At 61.1% G+C, this 15001-nt stretch carries 12 protein-coding genes and 1 pseudogene; 7 read left to right on the plus strand and 6 right to left on the minus strand.

Going from position 1 to position 15001, the window contains the following annotated elements; translation table 11 throughout:
* Positions 1-91 precede the first annotated feature (91 nt).
* The 4 genes and pseudogenes from ACW9UL_RS17440 to ACW9UL_RS17455 all read left to right on the plus strand — a co-directional run.
* Positions 92-277 (plus strand): annotated as a pseudogene (locus tag ACW9UL_RS17440) (DUF6538 domain-containing protein); the annotation flags it as partial.
* 165 nt (positions 278-442) lie between these two features.
* Positions 443-1627 (plus strand): tyrosine-type recombinase/integrase, encoded by a 1185-nt coding sequence (locus ACW9UL_RS17445; RefSeq protein ID WP_457790989.1) that lies wholly within the window; start codon positions 443-445, stop codon positions 1625-1627.
* Between the two features lie 328 nt (positions 1628-1955).
* Positions 1956-2447: a hypothetical protein gene (locus tag ACW9UL_RS17450; protein ID WP_457787782.1), complete on the plus strand. Its 492-nt coding sequence runs from the start codon at positions 1956-1958 to the stop codon at positions 2445-2447.
* Positions 2448-2550: 103 nt separating this feature from the next.
* A complete protein-coding gene (locus ACW9UL_RS17455) occupies positions 2551-3090 on the plus strand; it encodes a recombinase family protein (RefSeq protein ID WP_457787783.1) in 540 nt (179 codons plus the stop codon).
* A gap of 261 nt (positions 3091-3351) precedes the next feature.
* Here the strand turns inward: ACW9UL_RS17455 and ACW9UL_RS17460 are convergent, their stop codons facing one another.
* From ACW9UL_RS17460 to purL, 4 genes are all read right to left on the minus strand, one after another.
* Entirely contained in the window at positions 3352-4236 is an 885-nt protein-coding gene (locus tag ACW9UL_RS17460) for a hypothetical protein (RefSeq protein WP_457787784.1), read from the minus strand.
* A 53-nt stretch (positions 4237-4289) separates the two neighbouring features.
* Positions 4290-5078, minus strand: a complete 789-nt coding sequence (locus ACW9UL_RS17465) for a hypothetical protein (RefSeq protein ID WP_457787785.1) — start codon at positions 5076-5078, stop codon at positions 4290-4292.
* Positions 5079-5474: 396 nt separating this feature from the next.
* Positions 5475-5744: a CDGSH iron-sulfur domain-containing protein gene (locus ACW9UL_RS17470; RefSeq protein ID WP_457787786.1), complete on the minus strand. Its 270-nt coding sequence runs from the start codon at positions 5742-5744 to the stop codon at positions 5475-5477.
* A 138-nt stretch (positions 5745-5882) separates the two neighbouring features.
* Entirely contained in the window at positions 5883-9779 is a 3897-nt protein-coding gene (gene purL / locus ACW9UL_RS17475; RefSeq protein WP_457787787.1) for a phosphoribosylformylglycinamidine synthase, read from the minus strand.
* Between the two features lie 167 nt (positions 9780-9946).
* Between purL and mltF the strand changes: the two genes are divergently transcribed.
* Positions 9947-11413, plus strand: coding sequence for a membrane-bound lytic murein transglycosylase MltF (gene mltF, locus ACW9UL_RS17480; protein WP_031303260.1), 1467 nt, complete (start codon positions 9947-9949; stop codon positions 11411-11413).
* A gap of 1 nt (position 11414) precedes the next feature.
* Here mltF and tadA read toward each other — a convergent pair whose 3' ends face one another.
* Both tadA and ACW9UL_RS17490 read right to left on the minus strand, forming a co-directional pair.
* Positions 11415-11891, minus strand: coding sequence for a tRNA adenosine(34) deaminase TadA (gene tadA / locus ACW9UL_RS17485; RefSeq protein WP_021444545.1), 477 nt, complete (start codon positions 11889-11891; stop codon positions 11415-11417).
* A gap of 77 nt (positions 11892-11968) precedes the next feature.
* Positions 11969-13333, minus strand: coding sequence for a multicopper oxidase family protein (locus ACW9UL_RS17490; RefSeq protein WP_457787788.1), 1365 nt, complete (start codon positions 13331-13333; stop codon positions 11969-11971).
* An 808-nt stretch (positions 13334-14141) separates the two neighbouring features.
* Between ACW9UL_RS17490 and ACW9UL_RS17495 the strand changes: the two genes are divergently transcribed.
* Together ACW9UL_RS17495 and ACW9UL_RS17500 are read left to right on the plus strand one after the other, a co-directional pair.
* The gene (locus tag ACW9UL_RS17495; RefSeq protein ID WP_457787789.1) at positions 14142-14411 is read left to right on the plus strand and encodes a hypothetical protein; all 270 of its coding nucleotides are present in this window, start codon (positions 14142-14144) and stop codon (positions 14409-14411) included.
* Positions 14408-14704, plus strand: coding sequence for a LasR-specific antiactivator QslA (locus tag ACW9UL_RS17500; protein WP_457787790.1), 297 nt, complete (start codon positions 14408-14410; stop codon positions 14702-14704). The genes ACW9UL_RS17495 and ACW9UL_RS17500 overlap by 4 nt, the downstream gene beginning before the upstream one ends.
* Positions 14705-15001: the final 297 nt, after the last annotated feature.

Here is a 15001-nt window from a genome sequence, read left to right on the forward strand (position 1 = left end):
CATTGATGCGGCTTACAGGGGGCTTCGCTTCATTTTGGGTAGAATTTTTGGGTAGAATCCATGGGTAGAAATCGCCGTCCATGAGGTCATTATGCCATCACGCCGCCAACATCTTGTGCAGCGCGCCACAACTTGGCATTGCCGAATCGATATACCCACTGACCTACGCCCAGCATTCGGAAACCGCCGCGTCCTCAGCACCAGTTTGAAGACCGGCGACAAGGTATTGGCCAAGGAGCTGGCAGCGGTTCAGGTAGGACAATGGAAAGCACATTTTCGATCCCTACGGGAAGCGAGAGCACGCGCCGGGGATAGGTGGCGGGATGAGCTGGCTGAGAAAGCCAAAGCACTTCAAACCCACTCAGAGACGGCCATCTTGTCCGCTGTGAAAGGCACCCTCTTACCAAAGGATCACCTAGGCACCACACCGACGCCAGAGGCTGTGCAGCAGCGTATCGAGCACGCCCTAGCCGACCTGACAAACCTCTTGAACGGCGTATCTGTGCTGGAGCAGAAGCTTGCCGTGCCAGACCTTCTTAACGAAGTGGGGGCCGTGCTCCTCGATCTATCAGCGCACCCCGCCCTGAGACTCCAGCGCCTTACCGAGCTTAGCCAGAAGGTGTTAGCCCATGGCGCCAAGGCAAGCAACTTGCTGCCCCAGGCAGAGCTAGCCGAAGCTCTCACCATCGCAGCAGCTCCAGAAACTTACAGACCAAAATCACCGATCAGCGCCAGCGCTCAAACTCAGTTCGCCACCCACCTAGCCGAACAGAACGACAACCAGCGCACCCGCGACATCTACTTGAGCCACATCAAACGGTTTTCCAGCTGGCTGACCACGAACGGGCGAGAACTCACATTCGACACAGTGGCCGACTACCTGAACACCGTTTCAAAGGTTCGCCAGACCCGCCAAGGCCACCTCGCAGCCCTGCGTAAATTCCACAAGTGGGCAGTCCGGTATGACACGTATTACCGCGACCTGCTGGCCGAAAAACGCAACCCCTTCGAAGGTCACGAGCACCCCAAGGTTGGGGCGAATGCTGGCAAATCTTGGGCCGCGTACAGTCGCCAGGAAGCCGAACAATTGCACGCCGCAGCTCTCGCCAAAGATGACACAGACCTGGCCGACCTGATCGCCTTTGCCTGCTACACAGGATGCCGAATCGAGGAGCTAGGCCGGATTCGCCGGGAGACGACCATCTTTGACGATGCAGGCCAGCCCACAGGTTTCCGCGTAGACGAGAGTAAAACCGAGTCGGGCATCCGGGAGATTCCTTTGCACCCTGCCCTGCTGCCGATCTATGAGCGACGGCTCCAGAATCCCCAAGGGGATACGCTGGCGCTGTTCCCCGGTAACGACAAGACTAAGCACGGCATACGGCTCAACGCCCTCTCACAGCGGTTTACCAAGCTCAAACGAGCCGAAGGCTTCGGGAATCAGCATGTATTCCACAGCCTGCGAAAATGTACGGCAACCATGCTCCACCAGGCCGGCGTCTCGGCGCTGACAATCCCCTTCATCCTCGGTCATGACGTCGGCAACGTCACTTTTGACGTATACAGCACCGGCCCTACCTTCGAGCAAAAACAGGAGGCGATTCGAGCGTTACTGTTCCAGTTCTAGAACCCTGCAAAAACAAGCCAATACAATGCAAAGCCTCGCACCTCAGAGCCGACCAAATCTCCAACCAACGAATGCACGCCCAAGCAGAACACCACCTTGCAAGCGATGGCTCAGCAAGGGCCTTCCCCGCTCCATTGTTATCAAACCCACCGCACTACTAATGCAAACCACCGGCGAGATACACTCACCCCGAGAAAGAGCAAGCGCCATGAACCACGGGCAATAGGGGCCGAACACCCACCCACAGCGGTGAGTTAAATCATGAAGCAGTATAGGAAAAGTGTTTGTATTCCCAGATAGTAATCAATGACTAGGAGTAACACCCCTAATGGCTGAACCCAGCGAAGACAAGACCATACGTAAATACATCCATGCTTTGACCAACTACATATGGTCGTACAGGCATAGCGTGTTCTACGACGATCACTCCAAAAGCACCCACCTCTTGGATGACATGATTGCCTTCAAACAAGCATTACGACGTAAGCACCCCGAGCAACCGTTCCTGGTTCGCATCCAACTGCTCAACAGGGACAAGAGATTTCAAGCCTACTTAATGATCATGACGACCGAGAAAGTCAAAGACCTCCAAGAGATCGCTGACAAATCGTTCTCAGCGCCAGTGAACACAATGGGAGAGAAGGTCAAGCCCGAGAAGCTAGAAACCATTGCAACCAAGATCAAAAGCCAGAAACCACATGATCTGCAGTGGTTCTTCAAGAAGCCACAGGTTAGACGCTGGACGATCCTCAACAAGGAAAAGCTGAACCCCTCCCAATCGCAATCTTTTGGGTACACCCACAAGACCACTCATCGCTGAACACACCAGCCCCGCCAGTACCGTATTCATTTGAGTTGATTTATATCATGAACACAGACACACTCTCATCATCTAGAGGCATATGAATACAGAGAGACTCGATATGGCACAGGTTGGTTACGTTCGCGTTAGCTCGGTTGATCAGAACACTGATCGTCAGCTTGATGGCATTGCCCTGGACAAGGTGTTCACTGATAAGGTGAGCGGCGCCACCACTGATCGCCCCCAGCTCCTGGCCATGCTCGACTATGTGCGGGAGGGGGACACAATCAACGTTCACAGCATTGACCGCTTGGCACGCTCTCTAGCTGACCTCCTGAGCATGGTTGAATCCCTCACAGCCAAAGGTGTTGCTGTACGCTTCCATAAAGAGCAACTGCACTTCACTGACGAACACAGCCCCATGCAGAAACTCATGCTCTCGATGATGGGTAGCTTCGCGGAGTTCGAACGCTCGATGATCAAGGAACGCCAAGCAGAAGGAATTGCCAAGGCCAAAGCAAAGGGCGTCTACAAAGGCCGTGTGAAAACGGTTGATGACGATGCTATTCGTACTGAGATTGCCGCTGGTTCGTCGTTCCGCAAGACCGCTGAGAAGCTGGGCGTATCGTTGTCCACTGTTCAGCGTGCAATGCGTGCGTAGAGCCACCAATGAGCCCCGTGACAGGGTTTCCCGCGCATCGCGCCACCCCGTGCATCACATCAACTCAAATACGCTGTAAACGCCCCTGAGAGGCTTCCAGAGGGCGTTAGATATTTCCAGAATCCTGCCGCTCAGGGTAGGCCCCTGGCATTCCCGCTTAACACCCCGGAGAAAGCGCCGGGAGCCCCTGATATTTCTCCTAGGTACACACCAAACAAGTCTTCATATGCTACCCAGCCCCGGCGGGGGAGACAGGGGCTGCTATTCAAACCCTTTCTTCAAGTGCTCGTATAGTTTATCCGCCCAAGCGGCATATTGATCATACTCATGATTTCCTGACCGCTGCTTCTTCATAACTCGCCTAATGTTGATGTTTGGGAGCCATTCCACATTAAGATTGCCAGTCGGGTGCCCCGCTTTAATGCTACCAGCCAAAGAAATGCTCAACTCTAAGAGCGTGAATGAATTTTCAATTTCCATTCCTTTCTCGCTCACCTTGATACGAGTGTCAGGCGGAAGCGTCAGCCCATCGACTATAGTGGGGAAATTTCTGAGGGTATAGTTTCGCGCTGGATTGCCTAAAATTTCATCGAGCCGCTCTGTCTCTATGAAAGTATTGTCCCCCGCCCCTTCCTTGCTGTAGTTAAAGTCAGACTGCCTCAACCCTCTGTGCGAAACTTCTATCATTCGCCAATCTGGAAAACTTGCGAGCATGGTTCCGATAATGCCATTAAAGTAAAAAAAGCGAGTAGCATTATTCAACTCTTCTAGATTTTCAGTAAATCTTGTTCCAAGCTGAATTGCAATATCCATGCACTGCAATTCAGCTCTCAAAGCATGCGATAGCTCTCTCCGCTGCTCAACAACAAATAACGATCCTTCGCCAGCAGTATCCAACCCCATAACAAGCTCTTTCGTCAGATAAGCTTGAGTCTGTATGACGTAATCTTTGACCTCATCTTTCATACCTAAACTGATATTCAAGTAGAACATAGCAAATGCAGCACACAAGGCCGAGTATGAGAATACAACATCCCTTGAGTTTAGATTTTTTAGAATAATCGCAACCATCGCCCATACAAGGCCAATTAGGATGATGACCAGAGGAACAGTAAAGCTTGCGGGCAATGCGAAGATGTTCTTCATCTAGATCAGTGTCCTTACAGTAAACATTTGACCCGACCAGGCGATGCGCTCAATCAGCTCGCGCAGTTATTGCGAACCCTCGTGTACATCTCTGCAAAGCCATCAAGATTGAAGTTCAAGACCCTCAAAGCTGTCAGCGTAGTGATTCGCAGCGTTCCCTCACGGCCCTGCAGGAGGTCTTGGATAAGTTCATCGGGCGGGGTGGAAATCAGAGCTGAATAAGTTGTCATTGTCGCAGGCACATCATATGCCTGATTCCGGTCTACATAGATACGGTACGAAACCTCGCTGTTAGGAGCAGCGATAATGTCCGACTGACTAACCGTCAGGAAAACCCTCCCCCCCGAACACATAGCCCCAAGCCCTTCTCTTCGGTACTCGCCGTGCGAAACCAAACCATCTAATCGAGTGTTTTCCACAGTAGAGGTGTAGCTGTAATCCTCTTCAAACAGCATATTGCCGTAGCCGTGATGCTGCTTCCCGAGCACCCCTGCACGGACTTTATCTGCATCAATGTTCTTTTGAACAGGGTCGCCAATCTCATCGACTAAACCGAGATCGCTGAAGGCATAGGGCGTGTCGAAGAGCACCTTCCCTGAGTGATCTACGACTTTCACCAACAATAGCCCACCAGGGGTTCGGTAAGTATTAACAACGGTAACCGTCTGCCCATCTGCCAAGCTATCTCGAATACCCATGAAAGCTTGATCTTTGGTAACCACATAGCTTTTACCGATGTAGTTTGCATCGGTGGAATAGTCTGCGCCCGATGGTGGCCCTGCCTTACAAGCTGCCAGCATGGAACCTAGAACTGAGAACGCTGCGAGGGTTCGTATCCACATCCGTGTTTTCTCCTGGGAATGACCGGACTATCTGAGCACCACCATAGCAAGCGCTCCAGTATTTAGCCTCACTCAGTGCAGGGCTGACCTAGCACCTCCTCGAACCCTGCAGGATCGGGACGACATAGCGATGCATTTGCGTAGAAATTTTGGGTAGAATCGATCCCGCAATTTAACACTATGTTATTGATTTATAAGTTTTTTTCAAAACAAACCTAGAAACACAGTTTGTACATCAAGTTCTCCGCAGATGGGGCAACCGAACAACAGACAAGCCATGATGCTGAAATGATGGCATTTTGCCTCAGCGCAATACTGAGAACCACCTCGGAAATTCCGCATCCGCCAGCTCGTTCGTTAGTTTCGACTCGCCGCCCGGGCAGGCGTTCCGCGACCTCAGGCCTTGCCGATAAAGCGCCGCCACTTGTCGCCCAGACCGGACGCCGGCGGACTGTGGCTGCCATCGCAATAGGGTAGATCGGCCGAACGGCCGCAGCGGCAGAGCAGCAGACGCTGTTCGCGCTCGGCGGTCAGCCGCAACGCCTCGGCGCAGGCGCGGTTGCAGTCGGGCAAGGCCGAGGAAGCTCCGCAACGGCAGAGGCGCAGGCAATCCCCCGGACGAACCAGGCGGACTTCGGGAAGGATGGGTGGAGCATCGTCGGCCATGGGGGGCCTGCCGGTGTAGCCCGGATGAAATCCGGGAGGGATTGCACGTGCTTCCCCGGATTGCATCCGGCGAGGGGATTTGCAAACCCTCTCCCGCATGCGGGAGAGGGTCAGCGGAAGGCCGCTGCGCGGCCGCTTTTAGTTCACCCAGACGCGGGCGTTGCGGAACATGCGCATCCAGCCGCCGTCTTCCTGCCACTCGTCCGGGCGCCAGGAGTTCTGCACAGCGCGGAACACCCGCTCCGGGTGCGGCATCATGATGGTCACACGGCCGTCGCGACTGGTCAGGCCGGTGATGCCACGCGGCGAACCGTTGGGGTTGGCCGGGTAGCTCTCGGTGACCTTGCCGTGGTTGTCGACATAGCGCAGGGCCACGGTGCCGGACAGATCGGCTTCCAGCAGCGCCTCCTCGCTCTCGAACTCGGCATGGCCTTCGCCGTGGGCGATGGCGATCGGCAGACGCGAGCCGGCCATGCCCTGCAGGAAGATCGACGCCGATTCCTGGATCTGCACCATGGCCACGCGCGCCTCGAACTGCTCGGAGCGGTTGCGCACGAAGTGCGGCCAGAACTCGGTGCCCGGGATCAGTTCGTGCAGGTTGCTCATCATCTGGCAGCCGTTGCACACGCCGAGGGCGAAGCTGTCGCGCCGCTCGAAGAAGCCCTGGAAGGCATCGCGCGCGCGGGCGTTGAACAGCACCGACTTGGCCCAGCCCTCGCCGGCGCCGAGCACGTCGCCGTAGGAGAAGCCACCGCAGGCCACCAGCCCCTTGAACTCTTCCAGGCTGACGCGCCCGGCGAGGATGTCGCTCATATGCACGTCGACGGCGGCGAAGCCGGCGCGGTCGAACGCCGCGGCCATCTCCACCTGACCGTTGACGCCCTGCTCACGGAGGATCGCCACCTGCGGCCGTACGCCCTTCTTGATATAGGGCGCGGCCACGTCCTGGTTGACGTCGAAGCCGAGCTTGACCGACAGACCGGGGTTGTCCTCTTCCAGCAGCAGGTCGAACTCCTGATCGGCGCCCTGGGCGTTGTCGCGCAGGCGCTGGATGCGGTAGCTGGTCTCGGCCCACTGACGCTGCAGCAGGCGACGCTCGCCGGTGAACACCGGCTCGCCGTTGAAGCTGATGCCGATTTCGCCGTTGTTCACCGCCTGGCCGATCACCGCCACGCAGTCGCCCAGACCGGCGGCGCTGAACTGCGCCAGCACTTCCGGAGTGGCGTCCTGGCGCACCTGGATCACCGCACCCAGCTCCTCGTTGAACAGCACGGCCGGCAGCTCGGCGCTGGCGTCGGCCAGCGCGTCAAGGTTCAGCGCCAGGCCGCAGTGACCGGCGAAGGCCATTTCCAAGACGGTGGTCAGCAGACCGCCGTCGGAGCGGTCATGGTAGGCCAGCAGATGGCCGTCGGCGTTCAGGCCCTGGATCACGGCGAAGAAGGCCTTGAGGTCCTCGGCGTCGTCAAGGTCCGGCGCCTGCTGGCCGATCTGCGCATAGACCTGCGCCAGGATCGAGCCGCCCATGCGGTTCTGCCCGCGGCCGAGGTCGATCAGGATCAGGTCGGTCTCGCCCTTGTCCATGCGCAGTTGCGGGGTCAGGGTCTGGCGGATGTCCTGCACCGGGGCGAAGCCGGAGATCACCAGCGACAGCGGCGCGGTGACGCTCTTGTCGACGCCCGCGTCCTGCCAGCGGGTCTTCATCGACATGGAGTCCTTGCCCACCGGAATGGTGATGCCGAGCTGCGGACACAGCTCCATACCGACCGCCTTGACGGTATCATAGAGACGGGCGTCTTCGCCGGGGTGGCCGGCGGCAGCCATCCAGTTGGCCGACAGCTTGATGTCGGACAGCTTGCCGATACGCGCCGCGGCCAGGTTGGTGATGGTCTCGCCCACCGCCATGCGGCCCGACGCCGGGGCGTCGAGCAGCGCCAGCGGGGTGCGCTCGCCCATGGCCATGGCTTCGCCGGTGTAGACGTCGAAGCTGGTGGCGGTCACGGCGCAGTCGGCCACCGGCACCTGCCAAGGGCCGACCATCTGGTCGCGGGCCACCAGGCCGGTGATGCTGCGGTCGCCGATGGTGATCAAAAAGCTCTTGCTGGCCACGGCCGGGTGACGCAGCACGCGCTCCAGCGCTTCGTCGATCGCCACGCCGGCGGCGTCGAAATCATCGCCCTGCTCGGCTTCGCGGGCGACGCTGCGGTGCATGCGCGGCGGCTTGCCGAGCAGCACTTCCAGCGGCATGTCCACCGGCGTGTTGCCGAAGTGGCTGTCGGTCACGGTCAGCTGCGGTTCGGCAATGGCCTCGCCGACCACGGCGAAGGGGCAGCGTTCGCGTTCGCAGATGGCCTTGAAGTGCTCGAAGTCGGCCGCATCAACCGACATCACGTAGCGTTCCTGGGATTCGTTGCACCAGATTTCCAGCGGGCTCATGCCCGGCTCGTCGTTGGGCACCTTGCGCAGCTCGAAGCGACCGCCGCGGCCACCGTCGTTGATCAGCTCCGGCAGGGCATTGGAGATACCGCCGGCGCCGACGTCGTGGATGAACTTGATCGGGTTGGCCTCGCCCAGCTGCCAGCAGCGGTCGATGACCTCCTGGCAGCGGCGTTCCATTTCCGGGTTCTCGCGCTGCACCGAGGCGAAGTCCAGGTCGGCCGAGCTGGCGCCGGTGGCCATCGACGAGGCGGCGCCGCCGCCCAGGCCGATCAGCATGGCCGGGCCGCCGAGCACGATCAGCTTGGCGCCGACGCTGATTTCACCTTTCTGCACATGGTCTTCGCGGATATTGCCGAGGCCGCCGGCGAGCATGATCGGCTTGTGGTAGCCGCGCACTTCCTCGCCGCGCGGGCTCTGCACGGCCTGCTCGAAGGTGCGGAAGTAGCCGTTGAGCGCCGGGCGACCGAACTCGTTGTTGAACGCGGCGCCGCCCAGCGGGCCCTCGATCATGATGTCCAGCGCGGTGACGATGCGCTCGGGCTTGCCGTAGGGCTTCTCCCAGGGCTGCTCGAAACCGGGGATGTTCAGGTTGGAGACCGAGAAACCGGTCAGGCCGGCCTTGGGCTTGGCGCCGCGGCCGGTGGCGCCCTCGTCGCGGATCTCGCCGCCGGAGCCGGTGGAGGCGCCCGGGAACGGTGCGATGGCGGTCGGGTGGTTGTGGGTTTCCACCTTCATCAGGATATGCACCGGCTCGACGCTGGCGCCGTACTCGCGAGTCTCCGGGTTGGGGAAGAAACGCCCGGCGGTGAAGCCTTCGATCACCGAGGCGTTGTCCTTGTAGGCGCTGAGTACGCCTGCGCGGTTCATCTCGTAGGTGTTCTTGATCATGCCAAACAGCGACTTGTCCTGAGCCTGACCGTCGATGTCCCAGCTGGCGTTGAAGATCTTGTGCCGGCAGTGCTCGGAGTTGGCCTGAGCGAACATCATCAGCTCGATGTCGTGAGGGTTGCGCCCCAGCTCGGTGAAGCTCTTGACCAGGTAGTCGATCTCGTCCTCGGCCAGGGCCAGGCCCAGATCCTGGTTGGCCTGCTCCAGCGCGGCGCGGCCGCCGCCGAGGATGTCCACCGCGGTCAGCGGCTTGGGCTGGGCATGGCTGAACAGCGCCGCGGCGTCTTCCAGGGCGTTCAACACCAACTGGGTCATGCGGTCGTGCAGCAAGGCGGCGACGGCGGCGCTGTCGGCCTCGCTCAGCTCGCCGGCCACGTAATAGGCGATGCCGCGCTCCAGGCGCTGGATCTTGGCCAGACCGCAATTACGGGCGATGTCGCTGGCCTTGCTCGACCAGGGCGAGATGGTGCCGAAGCGCGGGATGGTCAGGAACAGCTTGCCGTTGGGCTCCTGCACCGGCACGCTGGGGCCGTACTTGAGCAGACGGGCGAGCACCTGTTCCTCATCGGCGTTGAGCACGCCGGTGACGTCGGCGAAATGCGCGAACTCGGCGTACAGCCCGGTCACGGCCGGCACCTTGCTGGTCAGTTGCTCGAGCAATTTGCCATGGCGGAAAGCGGAAAGGGCGGGAGCGCCGCGCAGAATCAACATCGTCGGAACAGCCTCTGGGAAGGGGGAGTGCTAGAGGCCGTGCATTCTAGCCTAAAGCGCCGCCCGCGGCACCCGTGGCCTGGCGCTTTCAAGACGGATGCGCGCTAGCAGAGAAGCGCGCCGCTGTCGAGATATGGCGCCGCCAGCGCTTTGCGTATACTGCGCCGATGTTTGCACGACCTGCGATACGCATGCGTTGCGCCACAGGGCTGTTGGCGATTGGAATCCTCCTGATGCTCGGCGGCTGTGGCGAAGAACTCAAGCCCAGCGTACTCGAGCAGGTAAAGGCGGAGGGTGAGCTGCGCGTGATCACCCGCAACAGCCCGGCCACCTATTTCCAGGACCGCAACGGCGATACCGGCTTCGAATACGAGCTGGCCAAGCGCTTCGCCACCGATCTGGGCCTGGAGCTGAAGGTCGAAACCGCCGACAACCTCGGCAGCCTGTTCGCCAGCCTAGGCCGTCCCAACGGCCCGGTGCTGGCCGCCGCCGGGCTGGTGGAAACACCGGCGCGGCAGAGCCAGGCGCGCTTCTCCATTCCCTATCTGGAAGTCACCCCGCAGGTCGTCTACCGCCAGGGCCAGCCACGCCCGACCAAGGCCGCCGACCTGGTCGGCAAGCGCATCCTGGTGCTGGCCGGCAGCAGCCACGCCGAACAGCTGGCCGCCCTCAAGCTGGAAGTGCCGGAGCTGGCCTTCGAGGAATCCGACGCGGTGGAAGTGGTCGACCTGCTGCGCATGGTCGACGAGGGCCAGATCGACCTGACCCTGGTCGACTCCAACGAACTGGCGATGAACCAGGTGTACTTCCCCAACGTGCGCGTCGCCTTCGACCTCGGCGATGCCAACCATATGCGCTGGGCGGTGGCGCCCGGCGAGGACGACAGCCTGCTGCAGGAGGCCAACGCCTTCCTCGAGCGGGCCGAGGCCAACGGCACCCTGCAACGCCTGAAGGAGCGCTACTACGGCCATGTCGACGTGCTCGGCTACGTCGGCGCCTACACCTTCGCCCAGCACCTGCAAAAGCGCCTGCCGCGGTACGAACAGATGTTCCGCCAGGCCGCCCGCGCCAACCAGGTGGACTGGCGCCTGCTGGCCGCCATGGGCTATCAGGAATCGCTGTGGCAACCCAACGCCACCTCCAAGACCGGCGTACGCGGGCTGATGATGCTGACCCAGCGCACCGCGCAGTCGGTCGGCGTGTCCAATCGCCTCGATCCCAAGCAGAGCATCGATGGCGGCGCACGCTACTTCGTCCAGGTCTACGAGCAGTTGCCGGAAGGCATCGAGGAGCCGGATCGCACCTGGTTCGCCCTGGCCGCCTACAACGTCGGCGGCGGCCACCTGGAGGATGCGCGCAAGCTCACCGAGGCCGAGGGACTGAACCCCAACAAGTGGGCCGACGTGCAGAAGATCCTGCCGCGCCTGGCGCAGAAGCAGTGGTACAGCAAGACCCGTTACGGCTACGCCCGCGGCGGCGAGCCGGTGCATTTCGTGCGCAACATCCGCCGCTACTACGACATTCTCACCTGGGTGACCCAGCCGCAGCTGGAAGGCACCCAGGTGGCCGAACGCGGCGTGCACCTACCGGGCATAGACAAGCGCCAGCCCAGCGAAGAGACCCCGCCGCTCTGATTCAGCCGCGCCGAACCTTGAAAAACGCCTTCAGCAACGCCCCGCTCTCCTCCGCCAGCAACCCACCCTCCACCAGCACCCGGTGATTGAGAAAGCCCTGCTCGAAGAACTGGCCCTGGCTGATCGCCACCCCGGCCCGCGGCTCGCTGGCGGCGTAGACCACGCGGGCGATGCGCGCATGCACGATCAGCCCGGCGCACATGCTGCAGGGCTCCAGGGTCACGTACAGGGTGCTGCCGGGCAGGCGGTAGTTCTGCGCGGACTCGGCCGCTGCGCGGATCGCCACCATCTCGGCATGGGCGCTGGGGTCACTGCGCGAGATCGGACAGTTGAAGCCGCGACCGACGATCTCGCCAGCCTGCACCAGTACCGCGCCCACCGGCACCTCGCCCTGCTCCGCGCCCAGGCGTGCCTGGGCCAGCGCCTCACGCATGAAATGCTCGTCGCGCGAGCGGTCGATGATCTGCGGTCTTTTCATTGAATCAATCCGTAGGGCGGAAAACCGCGCGGCGGTTTCCACCCATCAAGCTTGCGACTGCCCAAACGGCGCCCACCCTACACCACTTCGATCGCCGCCATCAGCCCGGTTTCCATATGGTCGATGACGTGGCAGTGGAACATCCACACCCCGGGATTATCGGCCACCAGCGCCACCCTGGCGGTCTCGTTCCTGCCCAGCAGATAGGTATCGGTGAACCAGGGCTCCGCGATGCGTCGGCGGTTGGAGCCCAGCACCTTGAAGGTCATGCCGTGCAGATGAATGGGGTGCTGGTACTGGCTGAGGTTGCGCAACTCGAGGATATAGCTCCGGCCGCGCTGCAGGGTGGCAATGGGCCGCTCGTAGCAGTTCTTGTCGGCGATATCCCAAGCCTGGCCGTTGATCTGCCAGAAACTGTGCGCGGCGCCCTGCTCCAGGCCGACCGAGACGGCGCCGGCCCACTCGAAGTTGAAGCGCAGGGTCTCGGCACTGGTCAGGTCCGGCTCGGCCACCGGGTTGGCCGGCAGCGCCGCCGGCCAGTCACCGGCCGGCTCGCTGGACGCCACCGAACTCAGGGTGGCCAGACGCAGCGGGCCGTTGCGCAGCGACAACGCCTGGCCGGCCGGCGGCACCTTGAGGCCCAGCTCGATACGCATGCCCGGCCCCAGCCAGTACTCCTTGCCCAGCGGCCGCGGCGTCACCGGATTGCCGTCCAGCGCGTAGATGCGCGCCTCGCCGCCCGGCAGGTTGAGGCGATAGGTCAGGGTGTTGTCCAGGTTGAGCAGACGCAGGCGCACCACCTGGCCGGCCGGCAGTTCCACAGTCGGCGCATGCACGCCGTTGACCGTGCTCAGCACGCCGGGCGTGCCGCCGCGCGCCGCCTCGCGCGGCACGCTGAAGGCGGTGAAGGCGCCCTGCCCGTCCACGTGCCAGCTCTTCAGGCTCAGCGTGCGCTCGTGGCGAAAGCCGGTGGGCTGACGCTCCTCGACGATCAGCGGGCCGACCAAGCCGCGCCCCAGCTGCTCGCCGCTGGCGGTATGCGGGTGATACCAGAAGCTGCCGGCATCCGGCACGCGGAACACATAGTCGAAATACTCCCCCGGTAGCACCGGCAACTGCGAGAGATAGGGCACGCCGTCCATCTCCAGCGGCAGACGAATGCCGTGCCAGTGAATGGTGGTGGGCTCCGGCAACTGGTTGATGAAGCGCACCCGCAGCCAGTCGCCCTGGCGTGCGCGCAACTCCAGCCCCGGCGCCTGGCCGCCATAGGCCCAGGCCGGCGTCTGGTGCCCGGGCACCAGCTCGATATCCAGCGGCGCGGCGATTAGCTCGTAGTCGTGGCTGGCGCTCTGGCTGCGGCGCAACCAGTAACCGGCGCCGCCGAGGGCGAGCAGGCTGACGCCGCCGAGGCCGGCGAGAATTTGTCTGCGGGAAAAGGTCATGGTCGTATCCGTGGCCCGGCGGCAATCCGGGAAGGCCGCACCCGGCTGACATCCGGGCTATAAGTTGCGACATCTTCTCATTTCCAACGCCAGGCTGACGACCCCGGAAACGAGACAGGTTGCCGCAGCGGCCGACAAAAACGACAAGGGCAGCTTGCGCTGCCCCTGTCGGTCACTTCACTCCCACTCGATCATCAACAAGCCGCCCAAGCCCGCTTGGATAAAGGGATTCGTGTGATTGCACTGGAGCCCTACCGTCACTTCTACCGTCAATCGCGCAGAGCTTTTACTGACGCGGGAGACAGATCGATTTGCGGGGCGACGGCTCTACCACCATCGTCAATCAGCCCTCATATTATCCGTACCCTGCCACCGAGACGAGCCCGAACATGCCGTCGCCGAATCAGAGGCCGAGGCGTTACCCGTCTTCAATCTCAACTACGCCACAGTAGGTTGCCATCGTGAAACCCTCGGGCTAGAGTGCGCCCGTCGTGGTAAATCCCACGACCGGGCGTCAGAACCCGACCAATCGAGGGCGCGGTTGCGTCATGGCGAAGCGGCAAATACTCCAGTGTTTGCTATCGCTTTTCTATGGCAGGCCGTGCGGGGCAGGCTTTTGCCTGGCCGGTTCCCTCGGTTACCGGTTTCTGACCCCCGTACGGTCTGCCACCATACTGCGTCAGAACGGTGGGTGGCAGCTCCTTAATCAAACCGAGGAGCATAAGGAAAATGCGCTACCCCCTTTTTACCCGAGAGCTCCGCCTTGGGCTTCTAGTACTGCTGCACACCTCTGACCTGGAGGTGCGCCATGGCTGAGTTCGAATCCTGCGTTGTACCTTTTCCGCTGCAGCGAAGCCCGCTGCATGAATCCGAACGCTCTCCCCTAGCCTCCGAAGCTGCGGCTGAACTACGCGGCGTAATGCTCGGCAATCTGCTGGATCAACTGGCTGAACCTGACGGGCTGCAGCCCGCAGATCTGCGCGTACGGATCACTGCCTACTCAGCTCTGGATTTGCTCGATGAGATGGTCGTGCTCTATCGCCGCGCCCTCTCCGAGGTTCGAGGAGGTGCCAGATGAGCAATGGCGTCATGACTTGTCTGCCGCCTCATGATGGCCACCCAGGCGTGGAGATCACCTGGGCAGCCGACTGCAGTGAAGCCTTCAACCAAGGCGTGAGGCTGGCCCAGACCTGGCTCGACAACGCCCGCAGCGGTTGGCTCTGGGCAGTCATGATCGCCGAGCGCGATCTACTGCCATGTGCGATAGAACGGAGAGCGTTCGAAGTGGGCTTCCTCAGCCGCGTCCACCAGCACATACGCTCACCCAGGTGCTGCGGCCAGTCGGCTAAACCCCTTTCCTTGGAGCTGTAAAGCGGATGTTCGCGAGCCGACCTTGCCGGCTCGCGTTAACCGTAACATGCCGGCAAGCGTTGGGGACGCCCCCCAAAATGGGCCGAGAGCGACCATTTGCCTGGGGCCTGTGTCGGATACGAAATACGTCGCCAGCACCTTTAGCGCTGATCTTCTGCAAGCCTCATCACACGACAATCCTGACCAGTTATGAGGTTTTGACGGGGAAAGCCCCCTGCGTCAGGAGGACCGCAGTGTAATGCACTGACCATAACTCAGCCGCTTATCGACACCGCAGCTCGCGAGCGCATCAGCAAA

This window comes from Pseudomonas sp. PL-6 (genome assembly GCF_054110165.1).

Coding starts and splice junctions, on each gene's coding strand:
- ACW9UL_RS17455 (WP_457787783.1), top strand. CDS start 2,551: ATGGCACAGGTTGGTTACGTTCGCGTTAGCTCGGTTGATCAGAACACT.
- ACW9UL_RS17490 (WP_457787788.1), bottom strand. CDS start 13,333: ATGACCTTTTCCCGCAGACAAATTCTCGCCGGCCTCGGCGGCGTCAGC.
- ACW9UL_RS17500 (WP_457787790.1), top strand. CDS start 14,408: ATGAGCAATGGCGTCATGACTTGTCTGCCGCCTCATGATGGCCACCCA.
- mltF (WP_031303260.1), top strand. CDS start 9,947: ATGTTTGCACGACCTGCGATACGCATGCGTTGCGCCACAGGGCTGTTG.
- ACW9UL_RS17465 (WP_457787785.1), bottom strand. CDS start 5,078: ATGTGGATACGAACCCTCGCAGCGTTCTCAGTTCTAGGTTCCATGCTG.
- ACW9UL_RS17495 (WP_457787789.1), top strand. CDS start 14,142: ATGGCTGAGTTCGAATCCTGCGTTGTACCTTTTCCGCTGCAGCGAAGC.
- ACW9UL_RS17470 (WP_457787786.1), bottom strand. CDS start 5,744: ATGGCCGACGATGCTCCACCCATCCTTCCCGAAGTCCGCCTGGTTCGT.
- ACW9UL_RS17460 (WP_457787784.1), bottom strand. CDS start 4,236: ATGAAGAACATCTTCGCATTGCCCGCAAGCTTTACTGTTCCTCTGGTC.
- ACW9UL_RS17450 (WP_457787782.1), top strand. CDS start 1,956: ATGGCTGAACCCAGCGAAGACAAGACCATACGTAAATACATCCATGCT.
- tadA (WP_021444545.1), bottom strand. CDS start 11,891: ATGAAAAGACCGCAGATCATCGACCGCTCGCGCGACGAGCATTTCATG.
- purL (WP_457787787.1), bottom strand. CDS start 9,779: ATGTTGATTCTGCGCGGCGCTCCCGCCCTTTCCGCTTTCCGCCATGGC.